The sequence below is a fragment of the Terrabacter sp. MAHUQ-38 genome (genome assembly GCF_014518425.1).
In the GTDB taxonomy this organism is placed as follows: domain Bacteria; phylum Actinomycetota; class Actinomycetes; order Actinomycetales; family Dermatophilaceae; genus Terrabacter.
Map to the genome: position 1 here is coordinate 759,178 of NZ_JACVCU010000002.1, position 15,983 is coordinate 775,160.

The 15,983-nt window shown below is 72.9% G+C and carries 13 protein-coding genes; 2 read left to right on the forward strand and 11 right to left on the reverse strand.

Going from position 1 to position 15,983, the window contains the following annotated elements:
* Position 1: 1 nt before the first annotated feature.
* Complete coding sequence (mtrA, locus tag H9I49_RS10455) at positions 2-679, reverse strand: MtrAB system response regulator MtrA (RefSeq protein WP_370587519.1); 678 nt, start codon at positions 677-679, stop codon at positions 2-4.
* Between the two features lie 193 nt (positions 680-872).
* A complete protein-coding gene (locus H9I49_RS10460; RefSeq protein ID WP_255523811.1) occupies positions 873-1,409 on the reverse strand; it encodes a hypothetical protein in 537 nt (178 codons plus the stop codon).
* A 181-nt stretch (positions 1,410-1,590) separates the two neighbouring features.
* Here H9I49_RS10460 and H9I49_RS10465 point away from each other — a divergent pair, with 181 nt between their 5' ends.
* Positions 1,591-3,105, forward strand: coding sequence for a hypothetical protein (locus tag H9I49_RS10465; protein ID WP_188030266.1), 1,515 nt, complete (start codon positions 1,591-1,593; stop codon positions 3,103-3,105).
* A gap of 132 nt (positions 3,106-3,237) precedes the next feature.
* Here H9I49_RS10465 and ahcY read toward each other — a convergent pair whose 3' ends face one another.
* From ahcY to H9I49_RS10500, 7 genes are all read right to left on the reverse strand, one after another.
* Positions 3,238-4,674 (reverse strand): adenosylhomocysteinase, encoded by a 1,437-nt coding sequence (ahcY, locus tag H9I49_RS10470; protein ID WP_188030267.1) that lies wholly within the window; start codon positions 4,672-4,674, stop codon positions 3,238-3,240.
* Between the two features lie 248 nt (positions 4,675-4,922).
* Entirely contained in the window at positions 4,923-5,864 is a 942-nt protein-coding gene (locus tag H9I49_RS10475) for a DUF808 domain-containing protein (RefSeq protein WP_188030268.1), read from the reverse strand.
* Between the two features lie 42 nt (positions 5,865-5,906).
* Positions 5,907-7,298, reverse strand: a complete 1,392-nt coding sequence (locus H9I49_RS10480) for a mycothione reductase (RefSeq protein ID WP_188030269.1) — start codon at positions 7,296-7,298, stop codon at positions 5,907-5,909.
* Positions 7,299-7,325: 27 nt separating this feature from the next.
* The gene (locus H9I49_RS10485; protein ID WP_188030270.1) at positions 7,326-8,477 is read right to left on the reverse strand and encodes an SIS domain-containing protein; all 1,152 of its coding nucleotides are present in this window, start codon (positions 8,475-8,477) and stop codon (positions 7,326-7,328) included.
* A gap of 5 nt (positions 8,478-8,482) precedes the next feature.
* Positions 8,483-8,737, reverse strand: a complete 255-nt coding sequence (locus H9I49_RS10490) for a Trm112 family protein (RefSeq protein ID WP_188030271.1) — start codon at positions 8,735-8,737, stop codon at positions 8,483-8,485.
* The gene (locus H9I49_RS10495) at positions 8,734-10,224 is read right to left on the reverse strand and encodes a phosphomannomutase/phosphoglucomutase (protein ID WP_188030272.1); all 1,491 of its coding nucleotides are present in this window, start codon (positions 10,222-10,224) and stop codon (positions 8,734-8,736) included. Before H9I49_RS10495 ends, H9I49_RS10490 begins: the two co-directional genes overlap by 4 nt.
* A gap of 8 nt (positions 10,225-10,232) precedes the next feature.
* Positions 10,233-10,625, reverse strand: coding sequence for a DUF3499 domain-containing protein (locus H9I49_RS10500; RefSeq protein WP_188030273.1), 393 nt, complete (start codon positions 10,623-10,625; stop codon positions 10,233-10,235).
* 267 nt (positions 10,626-10,892) lie between these two features.
* Here H9I49_RS10500 and H9I49_RS10505 point away from each other — a divergent pair, with 267 nt between their 5' ends.
* A complete protein-coding gene (locus H9I49_RS10505; RefSeq protein ID WP_045193300.1) occupies positions 10,893-11,228 on the forward strand; it encodes a metallopeptidase family protein in 336 nt (111 codons plus the stop codon).
* Between the two features lie 28 nt (positions 11,229-11,256).
* Here the strand turns inward: H9I49_RS10505 and H9I49_RS10510 are convergent, their stop codons facing one another.
* The gene (locus H9I49_RS10510; protein ID WP_188030274.1) at positions 11,257-12,720 is read right to left on the reverse strand and encodes a DUF5719 family protein; all 1,464 of its coding nucleotides are present in this window, start codon (positions 12,718-12,720) and stop codon (positions 11,257-11,259) included.
* Complete coding sequence (locus H9I49_RS10515) at positions 12,717-15,971, reverse strand: glycosyltransferase family 2 protein (protein ID WP_188030275.1); 3,255 nt, start codon at positions 15,969-15,971, stop codon at positions 12,717-12,719. The genes H9I49_RS10510 and H9I49_RS10515 overlap by 4 nt, the downstream gene beginning before the upstream one ends.
* Between the last annotated feature and the right edge of the window lie 12 nt (positions 15,972-15,983).

The following is a 15,983-nucleotide window of genomic DNA, read 5'->3' on the forward strand; positions in this document are numbered from 1 at the left end:
CTCAGGACGGGCCGGCCTTGTACCCGACACCGCGCACGGTCACGACGATCTCGGGACGCTCGGGGTCGTGCTCGATCTTCGAGCGCAGCCGCTGGACGTGGACGTTGACCAGGCGCGTGTCGCCCGCGTGGCGGTAGCCCCACACCTGCTCGAGCAGGACCTCGCGGGTGAACACCTGCCACGGCTTGCGCGCGAGCGCGACGAGGAGGTCGAACTCGAGGGGCGTGAGCGACAGGGACTGGCCGTCGCGCTTGACGGAGTGGCCTGCGACGTCGATCTCGAGGTCGCCGATCGAGAGCTTCTCGGGCGCGGGCTCGTCACCGCGGCGCAGGCGGGCCCGGACGCGCGCGATGAGCTCCTGCGGCTTGAACGGCTTCATGACGTAGTCGTCGGCACCGGACTCGAGGCCGACGACGACGTCGACGGTGTCGGTGCGTGCCGTCAGCATGACGATCGGCACACCGCTCTCGGACCGGATACGGCGACACACCTCCATGCCGTCGAGACCCGGCAGCATGACGTCGAGCAGGACGAGGTCGGGCCGCGAGTCGCGGAACGCGCCCACCGCCTCGGAGCCGTCAGCCACGTGCGTGACCTCGAGCCCCTCGTTGCGCAGCACGATCCCGAGCATCTCGGCGAGTGCGAGGTCGTCGTCGACGACCAGTACCCGACCCTTCACGACACACTCCTTCCCGGGACCGCGAACAACGCGCCCCGTATGTCCTGACCAAATCATCACACACGCCCGACGGCGTGCCCGTGCACGAACGTGCGGCCGGCTCCGCCGGAAGGCGGGGACACCGCATACGGAGGACTGCTGGGCCTTCATGGCCACCGGCGGCCACTGGACGGCCTACGGCCTCAGGCGAGGGTCAGCCCTGCGTGACGTACCACTTGCCACCGATCTTGACCGCCTTGAAGCTGGCCACGACGTCGGCCGCGAGCGCCGGTTCGGTCGTGACGCTCTCGAAGGTGGCGGTGTTGCCCTTCACCGTGGCGCCGCTGATCTTGAGGCCCTGGAAGGCGGCACCGAGCTCCTTGATCTGGTCGAGCATCGGGGTGATCGTCTTGCCGCAGGCGTCCGCCGCACCGGGGATGCTCGAGATCGCCTTGCCCTGCGTCGCCATGAGCGAGCAGACGGTGTTGCCGTCGCCCGCCACCATCGCGCCGAGCCACGACGTCATGACGGCCTCGGGGGTGGTCTGGTCGACCGGACCCGCCGTGGCGCTACCGGTGCCGGTCCCGGTGTCATCGGACGTCGCCGAGGACATCGTGTCGGTCGGCGTCGTGCTGCTGGAGCTCGACCCGACCGACGTGGTCTGCGTGGGACCCTGGTCGACCGCCTTGGAGCAGGCGGCGAGTGAGACGGACAGGGCGACGGCGATCGCGCCGGTGACGAGCTTGTTCATGGAGGGTCCTGCCAGACATGGGTGGAGGTGAGTCGGGACGATCCTGCCACGGCGGGCGGCCCCCGACGCGCCGGGAGACCCGTCGCGTCGGGCGCCACGCGGGTGCGAGGACGGCCGCCACGCCCGTCGCCAATCCACCCAAAAGCGCGCGCTCGGCCCCTCGAGCGGGGATGATCTCCCGGTGACGAGCGACACGCGGGGGCGCGCAGGAGCCGAGGCGGCGACGGGGGCGGACGAGCCGACTCCGCGGCCCGGTGACGCGCACCGGAGCGACTCCTCGGACCCGGCTGAGCAGGCTGCCCCGCGTCGACGCGGCCCGCTGCCACTACGCATCCGGCAGGCCCTGCCCGGTGTCGTCCTCCTCGCCGCCGTCGTCCAGCTCGCGCGGCCGATAGGCGACCCGGACACCTTCTGGCACATCGCGGCCGGCGACTACCTCCGCGAGACCTGGACCTTCAACGGACCTGACCCCTGGAGCGCCTCCGCGACCCAGCCGTGGCGGCTGCACGAGTGGCTGCCCGAGCTCCTCATGAGCGTCGTCCAGCAGGCGCTGGGGCTCCCGGGGGTCGCGTGGCTGCTCCCCCTCGGCGGAGCCGTCATCGGCCTGACGCTGTGGCGCGCGACGCGAGCCAGTGGCTCGCTCCTCGCGTCGGCGGCCGTCACCGCGGTCGCGCTCGCCGCGATGAGCCAGAGCCTGTCCCTGCGACCGCACCTGCTCTCGTTCGCCTTCGCCGTGGCGTTCACCGTCGCCTGGCTGCGGTCCGCTCAGGACGGCCGGCCGCGGTGGTGGCTCATCGCGGCGACGTGGGTCTGGGCCTGCACCCACGGGATGTGGTTCTTCGGCGTCGTCATCGGCGTCGTGGCACTCGTCGGCATCGCCCTCGACCGTGCGGTCGCCCTGCGGCAGTGGGGCCGTCTCGCGCTCGTGCCCGTGGCCTCGCTCGCTGCGGCGGCGGTGACTCCGACGGGGCCCGAGCTGCTCCTGTCCCCGTTCGCAGTCAACGAGGTGACCCAGTTCATCGAGGAGTGGATGCCGCCCTCGCTCAAGCAGCCGGGCTTCCTCTTCCTCCTGCTCCTCGCAGCCGCCGTCGTGCTCATCTGGGCGCGGACCCGACAGCGAACGCGCTGGACCGAGGTGCTCCTCGTAGGCCTCGCCATCGGGCTGGCGCTGCTCTACAGCCGCACCGTCGCGATGGGCGCGGCCGTCCTCGCCCCGGTCGCCGCGATGACGATCCAGCGGCTGCTCCCCGAGGATCCGGAGCCCAGGACGCGACGCGAGGCGGGTCTGACGGTCGGCCTGACCGCACTCGGGCTCGTCGTGGCCGCCCTCGTCGTCCCGTCGCGTGCCGCTGCACCGACGTGGGGGGCCAACGACCTCGACACGCGACTCGCGGCGCTGCCGCAGGACACCGTCGTGTGCAACGACTACGGCGTCGGCGGATGGCTCATCTGGCGCCACCCCAACATCCGTCCCACCGTCGACGGCCGCACCGAGGTCTACGACGCCGGCTACGTCAGGACGCACATCGACTTCGAGCGCGCGGCGCCCGGCTGGCAGGGCTACGTGACGAGGAACGGCTGCCGCTACGCCCTGCTCGGCAAGGACCAGCCCGTGGTCGAGGCCCTCGTCGCGCAGTCACGCTGGACCGTCGAGCAGCGCGGCGCGCAGTACGTCCTGCTCCGCGCCCCGCAGTGACCTCCCGGACGGTCGCCCACCGGGTCCGACCGGCATGACGACGCACTCCGGACGCACGTATGCCGCCCGCCTTGCGAGGCGGACGGCATACGTGAGCGGTCGGCTGGGCCGGAAGGCCCGGCGGGCGGACCGTCAGTAGCGGTAGTGGTCCGGCTTGTAGGGGCCGGCGACATCGACGCCGAGGTACTCGGCCTGGCCCTTCGTCAGCTGCGTCAGCCGGACGCCGAGGGCGTCGAGGTGCAGGCGCGCGACCTTCTCGTCGAGGTGCTTCGGCAGGGTGTAGACCTGCTTGGCGTAGTCGCCGGTCTTCGTGAACAGCTCGATCTGGGCGATCGTCTGGTTGCTGAACGAGTTGCTCATGACGAAGCTCGGGTGGCCCGTCGCGTTGCCGAGGTTCATCAGGCGGCCCTCGGACAGCACGATGATCGAGCTGCCGCTCTCGAAGGTCCACTCGTGCACCTGCGGCTTGATCTGGGTCTTCGTGATGCCCGGGACGCGCGCGAGGCCGGCCATGTCGATCTCGTTGTCGAAGTGGCCGATGTTGGCGACGATCGCCTTGTTCTTCATCTTCTGCATGTGGTCTGCGGTGATGACGTCGTAGCAGCCGGTCGTCGTGACGAATATGTCGGCGGTCTCGACGACGTCCTCCATCCGGGCGACCTGGAAGCCCTCCATCGCGGCCTGGAGCGCGCAGATCGGGTCGATCTCGGTGACGATGACGCGAGCGCCCTGGCCGCGGAGCGACTCCGCGCAGCCCTTGCCCACGTCCCCGTAGCCGGCCACGACCGTGACCTTGCCGCCGATGAGGACGTCGGTGGCGCGGTTGAGGCCGTCGATGAGCGAGTGACGGCAGCCGTAGGTGTTGTCGAACTTGCTCTTCGTGACCGCGTCGTTGACGTTGATGGCCGGGAAGAGCAGGTCACCGGACTCGGCGAGCTGGTAGAGGCGGTGGACGCCGGTCGTCGTCTCCTCGGTGACGCCCTTGATGCCGGCCGCGACCGTGGTCCACTTCCGGGGGTCGGTGGCCATCGTCTGGCGCACGAGCTCCTTGAAGACGCCGAACTCCTCGGAGTCCTCGTCGGTGGTGGGAGGCACCTGGCCCGCCGTCTCCCACTCGAGACCCTTGTGGACGAGCATCGTCGCGTCGCCGCCGTCGTCGAGGATCATGTTCGCGCCCTCGCCACCCGGCCACGTGAGGATCTGGTCGGTGCACCACCAGTACTCCGGGAGGGTCTCGCCCTTCCAGGCGAAGACGGGGACGCCCTGCAGGTCGTCTGCGGTGCCGTTGGGGCCCACGACCACCGCGGCGGCGGCCTCGTCCTGGGTCGAGTAGATGTTGCAGCTGGCCCAGCGGACCTCGGCGCCGAGGGCGGTGAGCGTCTCGATGAGGACGGCCGTCTGGACCGTCATGTGCAGCGAGCCGGCGATGCGGGCGCCCTTGAGGGGCTGGGCCTCGGCGTACTCCTCGCGGATCGCCATGAGGCCGGGCATCTCGTGCTCGGCGAGTCGGAGCTGGTGTCGGCCGGCCTCTGCGAGGCCCAGGTCGGCAACCTTGTAGTCGAAGGACATGAGTGATCGCTTCCTTGGATTGTCGGTGTGCAGACCCGGCGCGCCCCTCTGGGCTCTTCTGGCGGGTCATCACCCACGCCGGCAGTCGCCCAGTCTAGCGGCGGGAACTCGTCGGCTCGAACCGCGGCGTCGAGGTTTGCCTCGGCACGGAGCCACTTTCGGGGCACGCGGCCACCCGACGGGCCGCGAGCCAACGGTACGCGGGTGGCTCGACGCTGTGAGCGTGGCTGGGGGCCGAACGCCGCTCGTCAGTGGGCGGCTGCGGCCTCGTCGGACCTCTTGCGCCGCGGGACGACGTGCAGCACCGCGACGACGACGGCGCCGACGACCAGCCCGATGAGCGCCGACGCGACGGTGTTGACCAGCCAGGCGAGCACCCCACCGATGCCGGCGACCCCTGCCACGCCCTCCTCGAGCTGGTGGACCAGCTCGTAGAGCCAGTGCCAGCCGAGCTCGTCGACGCCGACGAGCAGGATGTGGCCGCCGACCCACAGCATGGCCGCGATGCCGACGGTGGAGAGCACCGAGAGGAGCCTCGGCATGCCCCTGACGAGTCCACGACCGAGGCGCTGCGAGCCGCCCGACTCCCGCTCGGCGAGCTTGAGACCGACGTCGTCCATCTTGACGATGAGTCCGACGACGCCGTAGACGAGCGCGGTGATGAGCAGCGCGACGACGATGAGGATGATCGCGCGCGAGACGAACGGCTCGTCGTCGACCTCGTTGAGGGCGATGACCATGATCTCGGCCGAGAGGATGAAGTCGGTGCGGATCGCCCCGGAGACGACGTGGTCCTCGTCGACCTCGCCGGGCCCAGCCTCCTCCTCGTGGTGGCCCGAGACGATCTCCCAGACCTTCTCGGCGCCCTCGTAGCACAGGTACGCGCCGCCGATCATCAGGATCGGGGTCAGCAGCCACGGCAGGAACTGGCTGAGCAGCATGATCACCGGCAGGATGACGAGCAGCTTGTTGCGCAGCGACCCGAGGGCGATCCGCTTGATGATCGGCAGCTCGCGCTCGGGCGCCAGACCGTGGACGTACCGCGGCGTCACCGCGGTGTCGTCGACGACGACACCGGTGGCCTTGACGCTGGCCTTCGCCGCGGCCGCGCCGACGTCGTCGACCGAGGCGGCCGCCAGCTTCACCAGTGCCGCGATGTCGTCGAGGAGCGCTACGAGTCCGCCTGCCATGGCGTCATCCTAGGGCGGGTCTGGGAACGGGCTGGGAGCCGCTCACCCGGCTGCGTCGAGGGGCAGGCCGAGGAGCGCGTTCTCGACGACCTCGGCGAGCGCTGGGTGGATCCAGTACACCCCGCGCGCCAGGTCGCTCACGGACGTGCCGAAGGCCAGCGCCTGAACGACCGGCTGGATGAGCGACGTCGCCTGCGGCCCCATGAGGTGGGCGCCGAGCAGGAGCCCGGTCTCCGGGTCGGCGACGAGCTTGCACACGCTCGTCGTGTCCTCCATGGCCCAGCCGTATGCCGTGTCGCCGTACTCCTGGACGTACGCCACGTGGGCGCGGCCCTGCTCCACGCAGTCGTCCTCGGTCAGGCCGACCGTCGCGATCTGGGGGTGGCTGAAGATGCCGGAGGGGACGTGGTCGTGCGGCAGCGGGCGCAGGTCGTCGGGGTGCACGAGGTTGTGCGCGATGGTCCTGGCCTCGGCGTTGGCGACGTGCTTGAGCTGGTAGTGCGAGCTGACGTCGCCGAGGGCCCAGACGCCGGGCGCGCTGGTGCGGCCGTACTCGTCGACGTCGACCCGGCCGTCCTCGAGCACCTTGAGGCCTCCGGCGTCCGCGCCGAGACCGGCGCTGTTGGGCGCTCGACCCGTCGCGACGAGGAGCAGGTCGGCGTCGAGGTCGGAGCCGCTGTCGAGACGCAGCCGTACGCCGCGCCCGCCGCCTCCGGCCTCCACGGCGAGGACGGTGGTGCTGGTGCGCACGTCCCACTGCTCACGGGCCAGGTCGGTGAACCGCCGCGAGATCTCCGTGTCCAGGTGGCGCAGCAGCCGCGGGCCGCGAGCGACGATCGTGACGCGCACCCCGAACGACGCGAAGACGTGCGCCATCTCGGCCGCGATGAAGCCGCCGCCGATGATCGCGAGCCGATCGGGCAGCTCGTCGATGCGCATGATCGTGTCGGACGTGTGGAAGCCGACTCCCGAGTCGGCCACGACGTCGGGGATCACGGGGTGGGCCCCCGCGGCGACGACGACCTGGTCGGCCGTGAGGGTCTCTGTGCGCCCCTCGCCGAGGTCGACGCACAGCGTGCGGTCGCCGGTGAAACGGGCGTGTCCGAGGTAGGCCGTCGTGTTGGGCCCCTCGACGCGGTAGCGGCGTCCGCCCTCGGAGATCGGGTCGATGCGGCTGAAGATGCGGTCGCGGACGTCGGCCCACCGAACGCCCTCGAGCGTGGCGTCGACGCCGTACCGTCCGGCCTCGCGCACGTCGCGGACGACGTCCGCGGCGTAGACGAACATCTTCGTCGGGATGCAGCCGACGTTGAGGCAGGTGCCCCCGAAGGTGCCACCCTCGATGACGGCGACGCGCTTGTCGTCGAAGTCGGGGGTCACGAGCGAGTTGCCCGAACCGGTGCCGATGATGGCGAGGTCGTAGTGCTGCGTCACCGTGGCAGCCTACGGGGCGGTCTCAGGTCAGAGCGCCCGGGCGCCGCGCAGCAGGCGCACGTGCGGTGACGTGGCTGGGTCGAATCCCAGGCCGAGCGCGAGGTAGGTGGCGGCGAAGTCGGTGAGCGCGACGTGGTGGGCCAGCCGCAGCAACGGGTCGGCGTCGGGCGCGTCGACGAGCGACACGCGTACGCCGGCGTCCTCGGCGACGGAGACGACGGTGTCGGCGACGCGCGGCCCGTCCCCCGCCCCCGAGGTGTCACGGAGCATGATCAGCCGCAGGGGGGCCCGGCTCGGCCCGTCGAGGAACGGGTCGGCGAAGATGTCGTCGGTGCCGCCGCCACCGGACTGGCCCGGGGCGAGAGGGCCGTCGAAGCACGCGACGATCTGGCTCGCGGCGTCGGGCAGGCAGCCGTGGGCCACCGGGACGCGCCCGGTGCGACCGAACATCGAGGCGGCCCGGCGCGCCGTCACCTCGCCGAAGGTGCCCTCCCCGAGGACGATCGGGGTGGACTCGGCGAGCTCGGTCGCGAGCACCTTGGCCGGGTTGACGAACGACTCCGAGCCCGGGCGGGCGTCGGTCGCGGCGCGGTCGAGGACGTCGGCGAGCTCGCCGAGCGTCTCGTGGCTCACGGTGGCGATCCCCAGCGCGTCGGCTGCGAGCAGGGCCGGCGTGGCCTGCGCCCACATCGACGTGCGCGACGACGACCCGACGACGGCGATCGGCACGTGGACGCCGTGGGCCCGGGCGCCCACCTCGGCGAGGGGCGAGTCGGCGGCGCCGACCGTGACGAGAAAGGCGCCGCGACGCGCGGCTTCGGCCGCGAGGGCCAGCGTTCCGGCGGCCCGGCCAGACTGCGAGACGGCGATGACCACGTCGAGCGTGCCGACCCAGCCCGGGAGCGAGCCCGACGAGCAGCTCTGGACGGGCAGCGCGGACGCGCCTCGTGAGATCGCCTCGAAGAGGTCGGCGACGGCGACCGACCCGCCGGCCGCAGCTACGACGACACCGCGGGGCTCGACGTCACGCAGGCGGTCGAGCCCGGCCTCGCCGGCTGCGGCGACGGTGCGGCGCACCTGGGCACCGGCCCCGGCCAGGGCGCGCAGCGACTCGCTGCGGTCGAGGGACGCGATGGCGCCCTCGTCGTCCAGGCGGGCCTCGTCGAACACGGCGCCCACGGGCCTCAGCCGTCGGTGCGGCGCGCGAGGTCGACGAGCAGGACGGGCACGCCGCCCTCGACGGGGTAGGCCAGGTGGCAGGTGCCGCACCGCAGCTCGACCACCTCCGTGTCGCCCCCTGTATCGCCCGCCGTGTCGCGCGCCGCGTCGTCCGCCGCGTCGTCCGCGGTGTGGACCGCGTCGGTCACCTCACCCTTGCACTGCGGACACCGGATGATCTCCCGCAGCCACGGCTCGATCGTCTGCTGGCTCTGGCTCACGAAGCGTCTCCTGCGTCCTGGGCGGCGGTTGACCCGATCTCGTCGCGCGCGGTGCCGCTGGACCTGATGAGGGCGAGCAGCTCGTCGCGCACGTTTTGCATCGTCTCACGGTCGCCGGCCTCGACGTTGAGGCGCAGGAGCGGCTCGGTGTTGGACGCGCGCACGTTGAACCACCACATGGGCGAGGTCCCGTCGGGACAGTTGACGGTGAGGCCGTCGAGCTCGTCGGTGACGGCCCCGCGCACCTGCGCCCACGCTCGCACCTGTTCGACGACGGCCGCCGAGTCATTCACCGTCGAGTTGATCTCGCCGGACGCGACATAGCGTTCGTAGTCGTCGGTGAGCGCCGACAGCGGCCCGTCCTGCTCTCCGAGGGCGGCCAGCACGTGCATCGCGGCCAGCATGCCGGTGTCGGCGAACCAGAAGTCGCGGAAGTAGTAGTGGGCGGAGTGCTCGCCGCCGAAAACCGCTCCCGCACGGGCCATCTCGGCCTTGATGAAGGAATGGCCGACGCGGGTGCGGACCGGGGTCGCGTCGGACTCGAGGACGATCTCGCGGACCGCGGCGCTCGAGATGACGTTGTGGACGATCGCTACGTCGGTGTCTCCTGCCTCGCGGGCCCGGTTGATCTCGCGCACGGCGACCAGACCGGTGACGGCGCTCGGGGAGACGGGCTCACCGTCGGCGTCGACGACGAAGCATCGGTCGGCATCACCGTCGAACGCGAGCCCGAGGTCGGCGCCGTGCTCGCGCACCGCGGCCTGAAGGTCCACGAGGTTGGCCGGGTCGAGCGGGTTTGCCTCGTGGTTCGGGAAGGTGCCGTCGAGCTCGAAGTAGAGCGGCACGACCTCGAGGGGAAGCTCGGGCAGGCCGGCGCCGGTTCCGAGAACGGCGGGCACCGTGTGCCCGCCCATGCCGTTGCCGGCGTCGACGACGACCTTGAGCGGTCGCGAGCCGGAGAGGTCGACGAGCCCGCGCAGGAACCCGGCGTAGTCGGCGAGCAGGTCGCGCGTCGTCACCGATCCCGGCCCGCCGGCAGGGTGCGCCAGGCCCGTGCCACCGTCGAGCAGCCATTGCGCGAGGTCGCGGATCTCCGCGAGGCCGGAGTCCTGGCCGACGGGTCGCGCGGCAGAGCGGCACAGCTTGATGCCGTTGTACTGCGCCGGGTTGTGGCTCGCCGTGAACATCGCGCCGGGAAGGTCGAGCGCACCGCTCGCGTAGTAGAGGCCGTCGGTGGAGCAGAGTCCGATGAGCGTGACGTCGACACCGCGCGAGGTCACGCCCGCGGCGAAGGCCGACGAGAGCTCGGGCGAGCTCGGGCGCATGTCGTGGCCGACGACGACGCCGCTCGCACCGTCGGGGACGGCGACCACCTCGGCGAAGGCGACGCCGAGGGCGTGAGCCACCTCGGGCGAGAGCTGGTCGGGGACGATCCCACGAACGTCATAGGCCTTGACGAAGTCTGCGAGGTGCGGCACGCCGAACACCCTAGTGGTCAGGAGTCCTTGAGGATGCGTAGGTGTCCGCGGCGCCTCGACTCGACGGCCCCGGAGTCGGCCTCGGCGTTGGCCTGTCCGCGCGAGGCGGTACGCGCGTCTGCCGGGCGGCTCGTGCGGGGTCGCCCGGCCTCCCGCACGGCGTCGGCGAGGGCGAGCAGGTCGTCTGCAGCGAGTGCGGGCTCGGGGAACTCGCCCCCCACACGCACGACCTCCCACCCCCGGGGCGCCGTCATCCGCTCGGCGTGCTCGAGGCACAGGTCGTAGGTGTGCGGTTCGGCGTACGTCGCGAGCGGGCCGACGACGACGGCGCGGTCGGCGTACGCGTAGGTCAGGGTCGCGACGGCCGGGCGAGCGCATCCCGTCTTCGAGCAACCACGTGTCAGACCCACGATCCGGGACTCTAGTCCGCGCCCCCGACGAGGACGAATCACCACGCCGTCCGAGGCGGGATCCGCCCTGCGTACGCCGTCCCACCTCCGCCCGCCCTGCGACTGGTCTCGCGCCCGCGAGCCTCGAGAGGTCCGTGCGAGGGCGCTCCCCCGATCTACAGTGGAGCCGTGGACACCCTCGAGCCCCGCACTCCCGGGCGTCGCCGTCGACGCGACCGACATGGCCGTGGACGACGCGGGCCCCTGGCCTGGCCGCCGGTCCCGGCGATGACCTCGCGTCGCGACGAGTTCGACGACTTCGTGCTCGACGCCGCCGCCCGGCTCGAGGCCACGTGCGGGCGCGCCTTTCCCGCAGTCGAGTTCGCGGTCGAGGACGTCCCGCGAGGGCCCGCCCCGTGGGACCACCGCGAGGTGCCGCTCGGCCGTCTCTACCCCGCGACGAACGCCCGCCCGGCCCGCATCGTCGTCTACCGCCGCCCCGTCGAGACTCGCGTGACGGACCGCCGGGACGTGGCGGCACTCGTCGCCGACATCGTCACCGAGCAGGTCGCGGGCCTGCTCGGAGTCTCCCCCGAGGAGCTCGACCCCGGCTTCGGCGAGTGACCTCGCGCCGCGCCCGCTCGCGTCGTCGCTAGTTGCGGACCTGGCGCACGGGCACCGACAGCGCGCGCACCGGAGCATCGGTGATCGGTGCGACGGAGAAGTAGGGCACGCTCCCGTCGACGCCGGCGACGGAGACCGCTGCCCTGACGGCGCCGCTGCCGGGAACGACCCACACGCTGTCGGCGTCACCGGCCGCCACGACGGTCGTCGAGTCTGCGGGGACCGTGACGGTCGACACCTTGGCGGCGCTGCCCGTGCCGAGCCGGACCTGGACGCTCGCGTCGGCCGGCCCCGCGGTCAGGACTAGGCGTTTCGTCGTGCCCGGCAGGCCGGGGAGCATGACGCCTCCGACACCGCGCAGCGGCGGGGTGGCGGGGCTCCACGCGAAGTCACCCATCTTGTCGGCGACGCTGGCGCGCCGCTCGGTCCAGGCGGCGGCGACGAGCGGCTGGTCGGACCGTACGCCGAGGCCCATGGCCGTCGCGTTCGGTGGCATCGCCACGTCGAGGGTCGTGCCGGCGGGCACGCGGACGGCCCGGAGGTCGTCGGGCTGGACGGCCCCCTTGTCGGTGAGCAGCCGTACCTGGGCCAGCGACTCGGTGTCGCCGGGGTTGGCGAGGCGAAGCCAGACGGAGCCGCCCGTCTCGACGCCCGGCACCACGAGGTCGGTGCTCGGCGCGGCGGCGCGCGTCGAGTCGTCGATGCCGCGGCCGGTGGCGCCGAGGATCCACTGCTCGTCGAGCACGGCCGACATGACGCCACCCGTGGCGGTGACGTGCACGACGGGCCCGCCCTCGTCGGGTGCGATGGCATCGAGCGAGACGACCTCTCGCGAGAGCGGCGGGACGGAGATGCTCCGGTCGTCGGCGGCGTCGATGCGGCCCGCCCGGCCGAAGACCTCGAACGACACCGACACGGCATTCGCCCCGGGGTTGCTCACGACGATCCGCTCGGTGCGCGACGGTCCCTCCCCGCCCCCGACGAGCCACGCGTCGGACGACGGCTGCTGACACGGGGTCACTGCAAGACCACGGTCGTCGTCGCCCTTGTGCTGCCAGACCTGGGTGGCCACGAGACCCGGAGCGAGTGCGCCCGATGCCCGGGCCATCACGACCTCGGGTGTGGCGACACCCGTCGTGGCGACCTCGCCGCGCGAGGACGTCTGAGCCAGGCCGGTGGACGCCGGCCCGCTGAGCAGCTGCACGCTGCCGCCACCGGAGGGAGCGCCGTTGACGACGCCCTCGTCAGGGGCCGAGGCCGCGACGGTGACCGTGCCCTCGACGTCGCGCAGACCCACGGCACCGAGGCGCTGCTGACCGGGACAGACGAGCGACGCCTCGTCGACGAGCACGCTCGACGACTCGGGCAGGCCCGCTCGCTCCCCCGGGGTCGCGAGGGTGACCGAGCCGCTGACACGGGTCGCCCCGACCGCGAGACCGGTCGCGACGAGTGCCACCGCCCCGACCCGGACGATCCCGGACACGTTCCTCATGCGCGCCTCCTCGAGCGTCGGTTTCCGAAGGGCACGGCCAGGAAGACGACGAGACCGAGGAGCACTGCCTGCCCGAGCCGCCACCAGGGCTGCGCCGCGGCTAGGTCGATGCGCAGCACGCCGGCGGTCGGGGGCACGGCATACGTCGGCTGGGCGGCGCCGGCGACGGGCTCGAGGCGCCGCCCGTCGAAGGTGACGAGCGCCTGCTGGGACCACTCGGAGGGTTCGGCGAGCACGAGGGAGCGGGCTCCGGTGCCGGCCGGCAGGGTCGTGTCGACCGCGGCGTGCGGACCGCTCGTGGGGACGACCTGAAGCAGTCCGCCGTCGGCGTCGACGAGCCGGGCTCGCGACGGTGCGGTCGCGGGCGTCCCGCCGTCGGCCGCCGGGAGCGGCTGGACCTTCCAGAGGATGCCCCGCTCGCTCGTGCCGAGACGGCTCAGCCCCTCGGACGAGTCGAGGCGGCGGGCGAGCGCGGAGTCCGCGGTGGCGCGCACCTGCACGAAACCGATGCCGAGCCGGGCGAGAGCCGTCGAGTCGAGGGAGTCGGCCCCCCGGCCGCCGACGATGTTGGCGACTGCGTCGACGAGGGGAGCGTCGTCGGCGTCCGGCGTGCGGTCGAGGTCGCGCAGCACCTCGCCCGGCTCCTGCCCGGCGAGCACGAAGTCCACGACGTCGTCGGACGGGCGCAGCAGGAGCAGCCGGTTGGCGAGGGCGCCACTGCCCTGCTCCGTTGCGACCGCGGGCAGGGTGGCCTGCCCCACGGACAGGGTGCGCCCGATCCCCTCGATGCCCCACAGCGCGGCCCCCGCGAGGGTCGGGACGACGGCGAGCACGGCCGCGGCCACAGCCGCCGCGAAGCCCCACCTGCGGCCGGGACGACCGAGCGACGCGAGCACCGGACGGCTGCCGGCGAGGAGGCCGACGAGGAGACCGGCGAGCCAGAGCTGCAGGCCGAGGCCGGCCCAGAGATGGGCGGCGGCCGACTGCCCGACGCCCGTCTCGGCGGAGCCGAGCAGCACCCGCTGCGAGACCACAGCCCCGGCGAGGCCGACCACGGCGACCAGCGCGCCGACGGCGAGGCCGACGGACTCGGCGCGGCTGCGGCTCCGGGAGGCGAGGCCGAGCACCCCGAGCAGGACGAGCGGCGCACCGAGCCACACAGCCCACGTCGTGCCACCCGGTTCGCCGAGGACGAGAGCGAGGACGCCCCACGGACCACCGTCGTCGGAGGTCGAGAGCAGTCCCGGACCGGACAGGAGCAACCGCCAGTCCTCGACGAAGCGCGCCGCCCACGGCCCGAGCAGTGCTGCCGGTGCGACGAGCAACACCAGGGCCCGGGCGCGGCGCAGACCGGGGCCCAGGACGAGCAGGAGGAGGGCCGCGACCGCCGCCAGAGCGAGGAGCGGCGGCGCGAAGGCGCCGACCAGGGCGGTGGCGAGGGCGGTCGCGAACGTCGCCGTGAACGTGCCGTCGCGGCGGGCCGCGAGGCAGTAGCCGGCGAGGACGAACGGCAGCAGGACGTGGACGACGGCGACGGTGACGCGGCCCTGTGACACGCCCGCAGCGGCCACACCGGCCGTGCCCCACGCCAGTGCCCCGACCGCCCGCGCGAGGCGGGACGAGGTGACGACGCGCCCGGCGAGATAGGTGGACCACGCGCCGAGCGCCGGGGCCAGGAACAGCAGCCAGGCGATGGTCACGCCGGCGCTCGAGCGACTCTCGGCCACGCCGGGAACCCGCTCCGCGAGCCAGGTCAGGGCCGACAGCACCGCGAGGTGCGGTCCGGACTCCGAGCCCGAACCCAGGCCGGCGCCGTGCCAGGCGTCGCGGAACGCGTGCCAGAGTCCCGCCGAACCCGTCGTGACGGGGCGCAGCTCGCCGCCGGCCACACCGGTGTTGGTCGGGGACAGCGCGCCGGAGCGGATGGGGCTGCGCCAGGCAGCCAGCGACGCGGCGAGAACACCTGCCACGGCGAGGAATCCCGGGTGCGTGACGATACGTCGCGGCAACGATGCCGGGAGGTTGTCGAGCGACTCGGACTCGTCGGCGACGGGCCCGGTCTCGGTCGTCAGGGCTGCCTCACGGCGCGCGCGCGTGCGCTCCGGGGTGATGGCGTCCTGGATGTGGTCGATGGTCGTGCGCGCAGCCACCGTGGGGGCGACGAACAGCGTGCCGAGGTGGTCACGGCGCAGCCGCTTCGTGGCCCGTCCCCGCCACCGTGCGCCGAAGGTGGCGAAGGGGTGCAGCAGGGCGGTGATGTCCGTCAGCTCGCGCCAGGCCTGCCGTGGACGCTTGGCCACGAGCAGCGTCAGCGACGCGACGACGGCCGAGAGCGCCATCCAGATCGCCAGGAACGGCGCCGCGAGCGGCGAGCACCTGGCGAGCGTCACCTGTCGGGCCGCGCGACGTCCGCGGCGCTCGAGCTCGCGGGGCCGTGCACCACCGGGGCGCTCTCCGTCGAGGCCCGCGGCGGCGTCGCGGACAACGGCCCCGGGCACGACGATGACGCGGTGGCCGGCGAGCTGGGCCCGCCAGCCGAAGTCGAGATCGGCCCCGTGCTCGACGAACACGGGGTCGAACCCGCCGATGTCGTCGTACACGGAGCGCCGGACGAGCATGCCGCTCGTGCTCACGGCGAGCACGTCGGCACGGTTGTCGTACTGGCCCTGGTCGGCCTCGCCGCGGGCCGGTGACGCGAGGCGCCGACCGGTGCGGGTGATCTGGATGCCCATCTCGACGAGTCGGCGGGGGTCCGCCCAGTCGACGATCTTCGGGCCGGCCACGCCCACGGACTTCGAGCGCATGCCGGCGTGCAGCAGCTGCGCCAGGGCGTTGCCGCGCGGCACCGAGTCGTCGTGCAGCACCCAGACCCAGCTCGACGACGGGTCGTCCGGGACGGGCAGGGCCTCGACGCCACGCTCGATGGCATCGCCGATCGGCACACGCGCGTCGAGGCGTACGACCTCGACGGACGGGATCACGCGGCGTACGCCGGAGTGGGCGCGCGCGATGGCGTTCGACGTGTCGCTGCTCGCGACGTCGACGACGACGAGCCGCGCTGGCGGCAGTGTCTGGGCGGCGAGACCGTCGAGACACTGCGCCAGCCACGCAGCTCCGTTGTGCACGACGACGATCGCGTCGACCTCGGCGTTCGGTCGCGGCCCGGTGGAGGGAGGGGCGGACAACGACACGGACGACGCACGCTCCGCGTCAGCGGAGGTGTTCTGGTCTTCTGCGAGCTCGTCGGGCACAGCGGCTACCTT

Bases quoted from the DNA above. Each gene is read 5' to 3' on its own strand.
- H9I49_RS10460 (WP_255523811.1), bottom strand. From the start codon at position 1,409: ATGAACAAGCTCGTCACCGGCGCGATCGCCGTCGCCCTGTCCGTCTCA.
- ahcY (WP_188030267.1), bottom strand. From the start codon at position 4,674: ATGTCCTTCGACTACAAGGTTGCCGACCTGGGCCTCGCAGAGGCCGGC.
- H9I49_RS10475 (WP_188030268.1), bottom strand. From the start codon at position 5,864: ATGGCAGGCGGACTCGTAGCGCTCCTCGACGACATCGCGGCACTGGTG.
- H9I49_RS10505 (WP_045193300.1), top strand. From the start codon at position 10,893: ATGACCTCGCGTCGCGACGAGTTCGACGACTTCGTGCTCGACGCCGCC.
- H9I49_RS10510 (WP_188030274.1), bottom strand. From the start codon at position 12,720: ATGAGGAACGTGTCCGGGATCGTCCGGGTCGGGGCGGTGGCACTCGTC.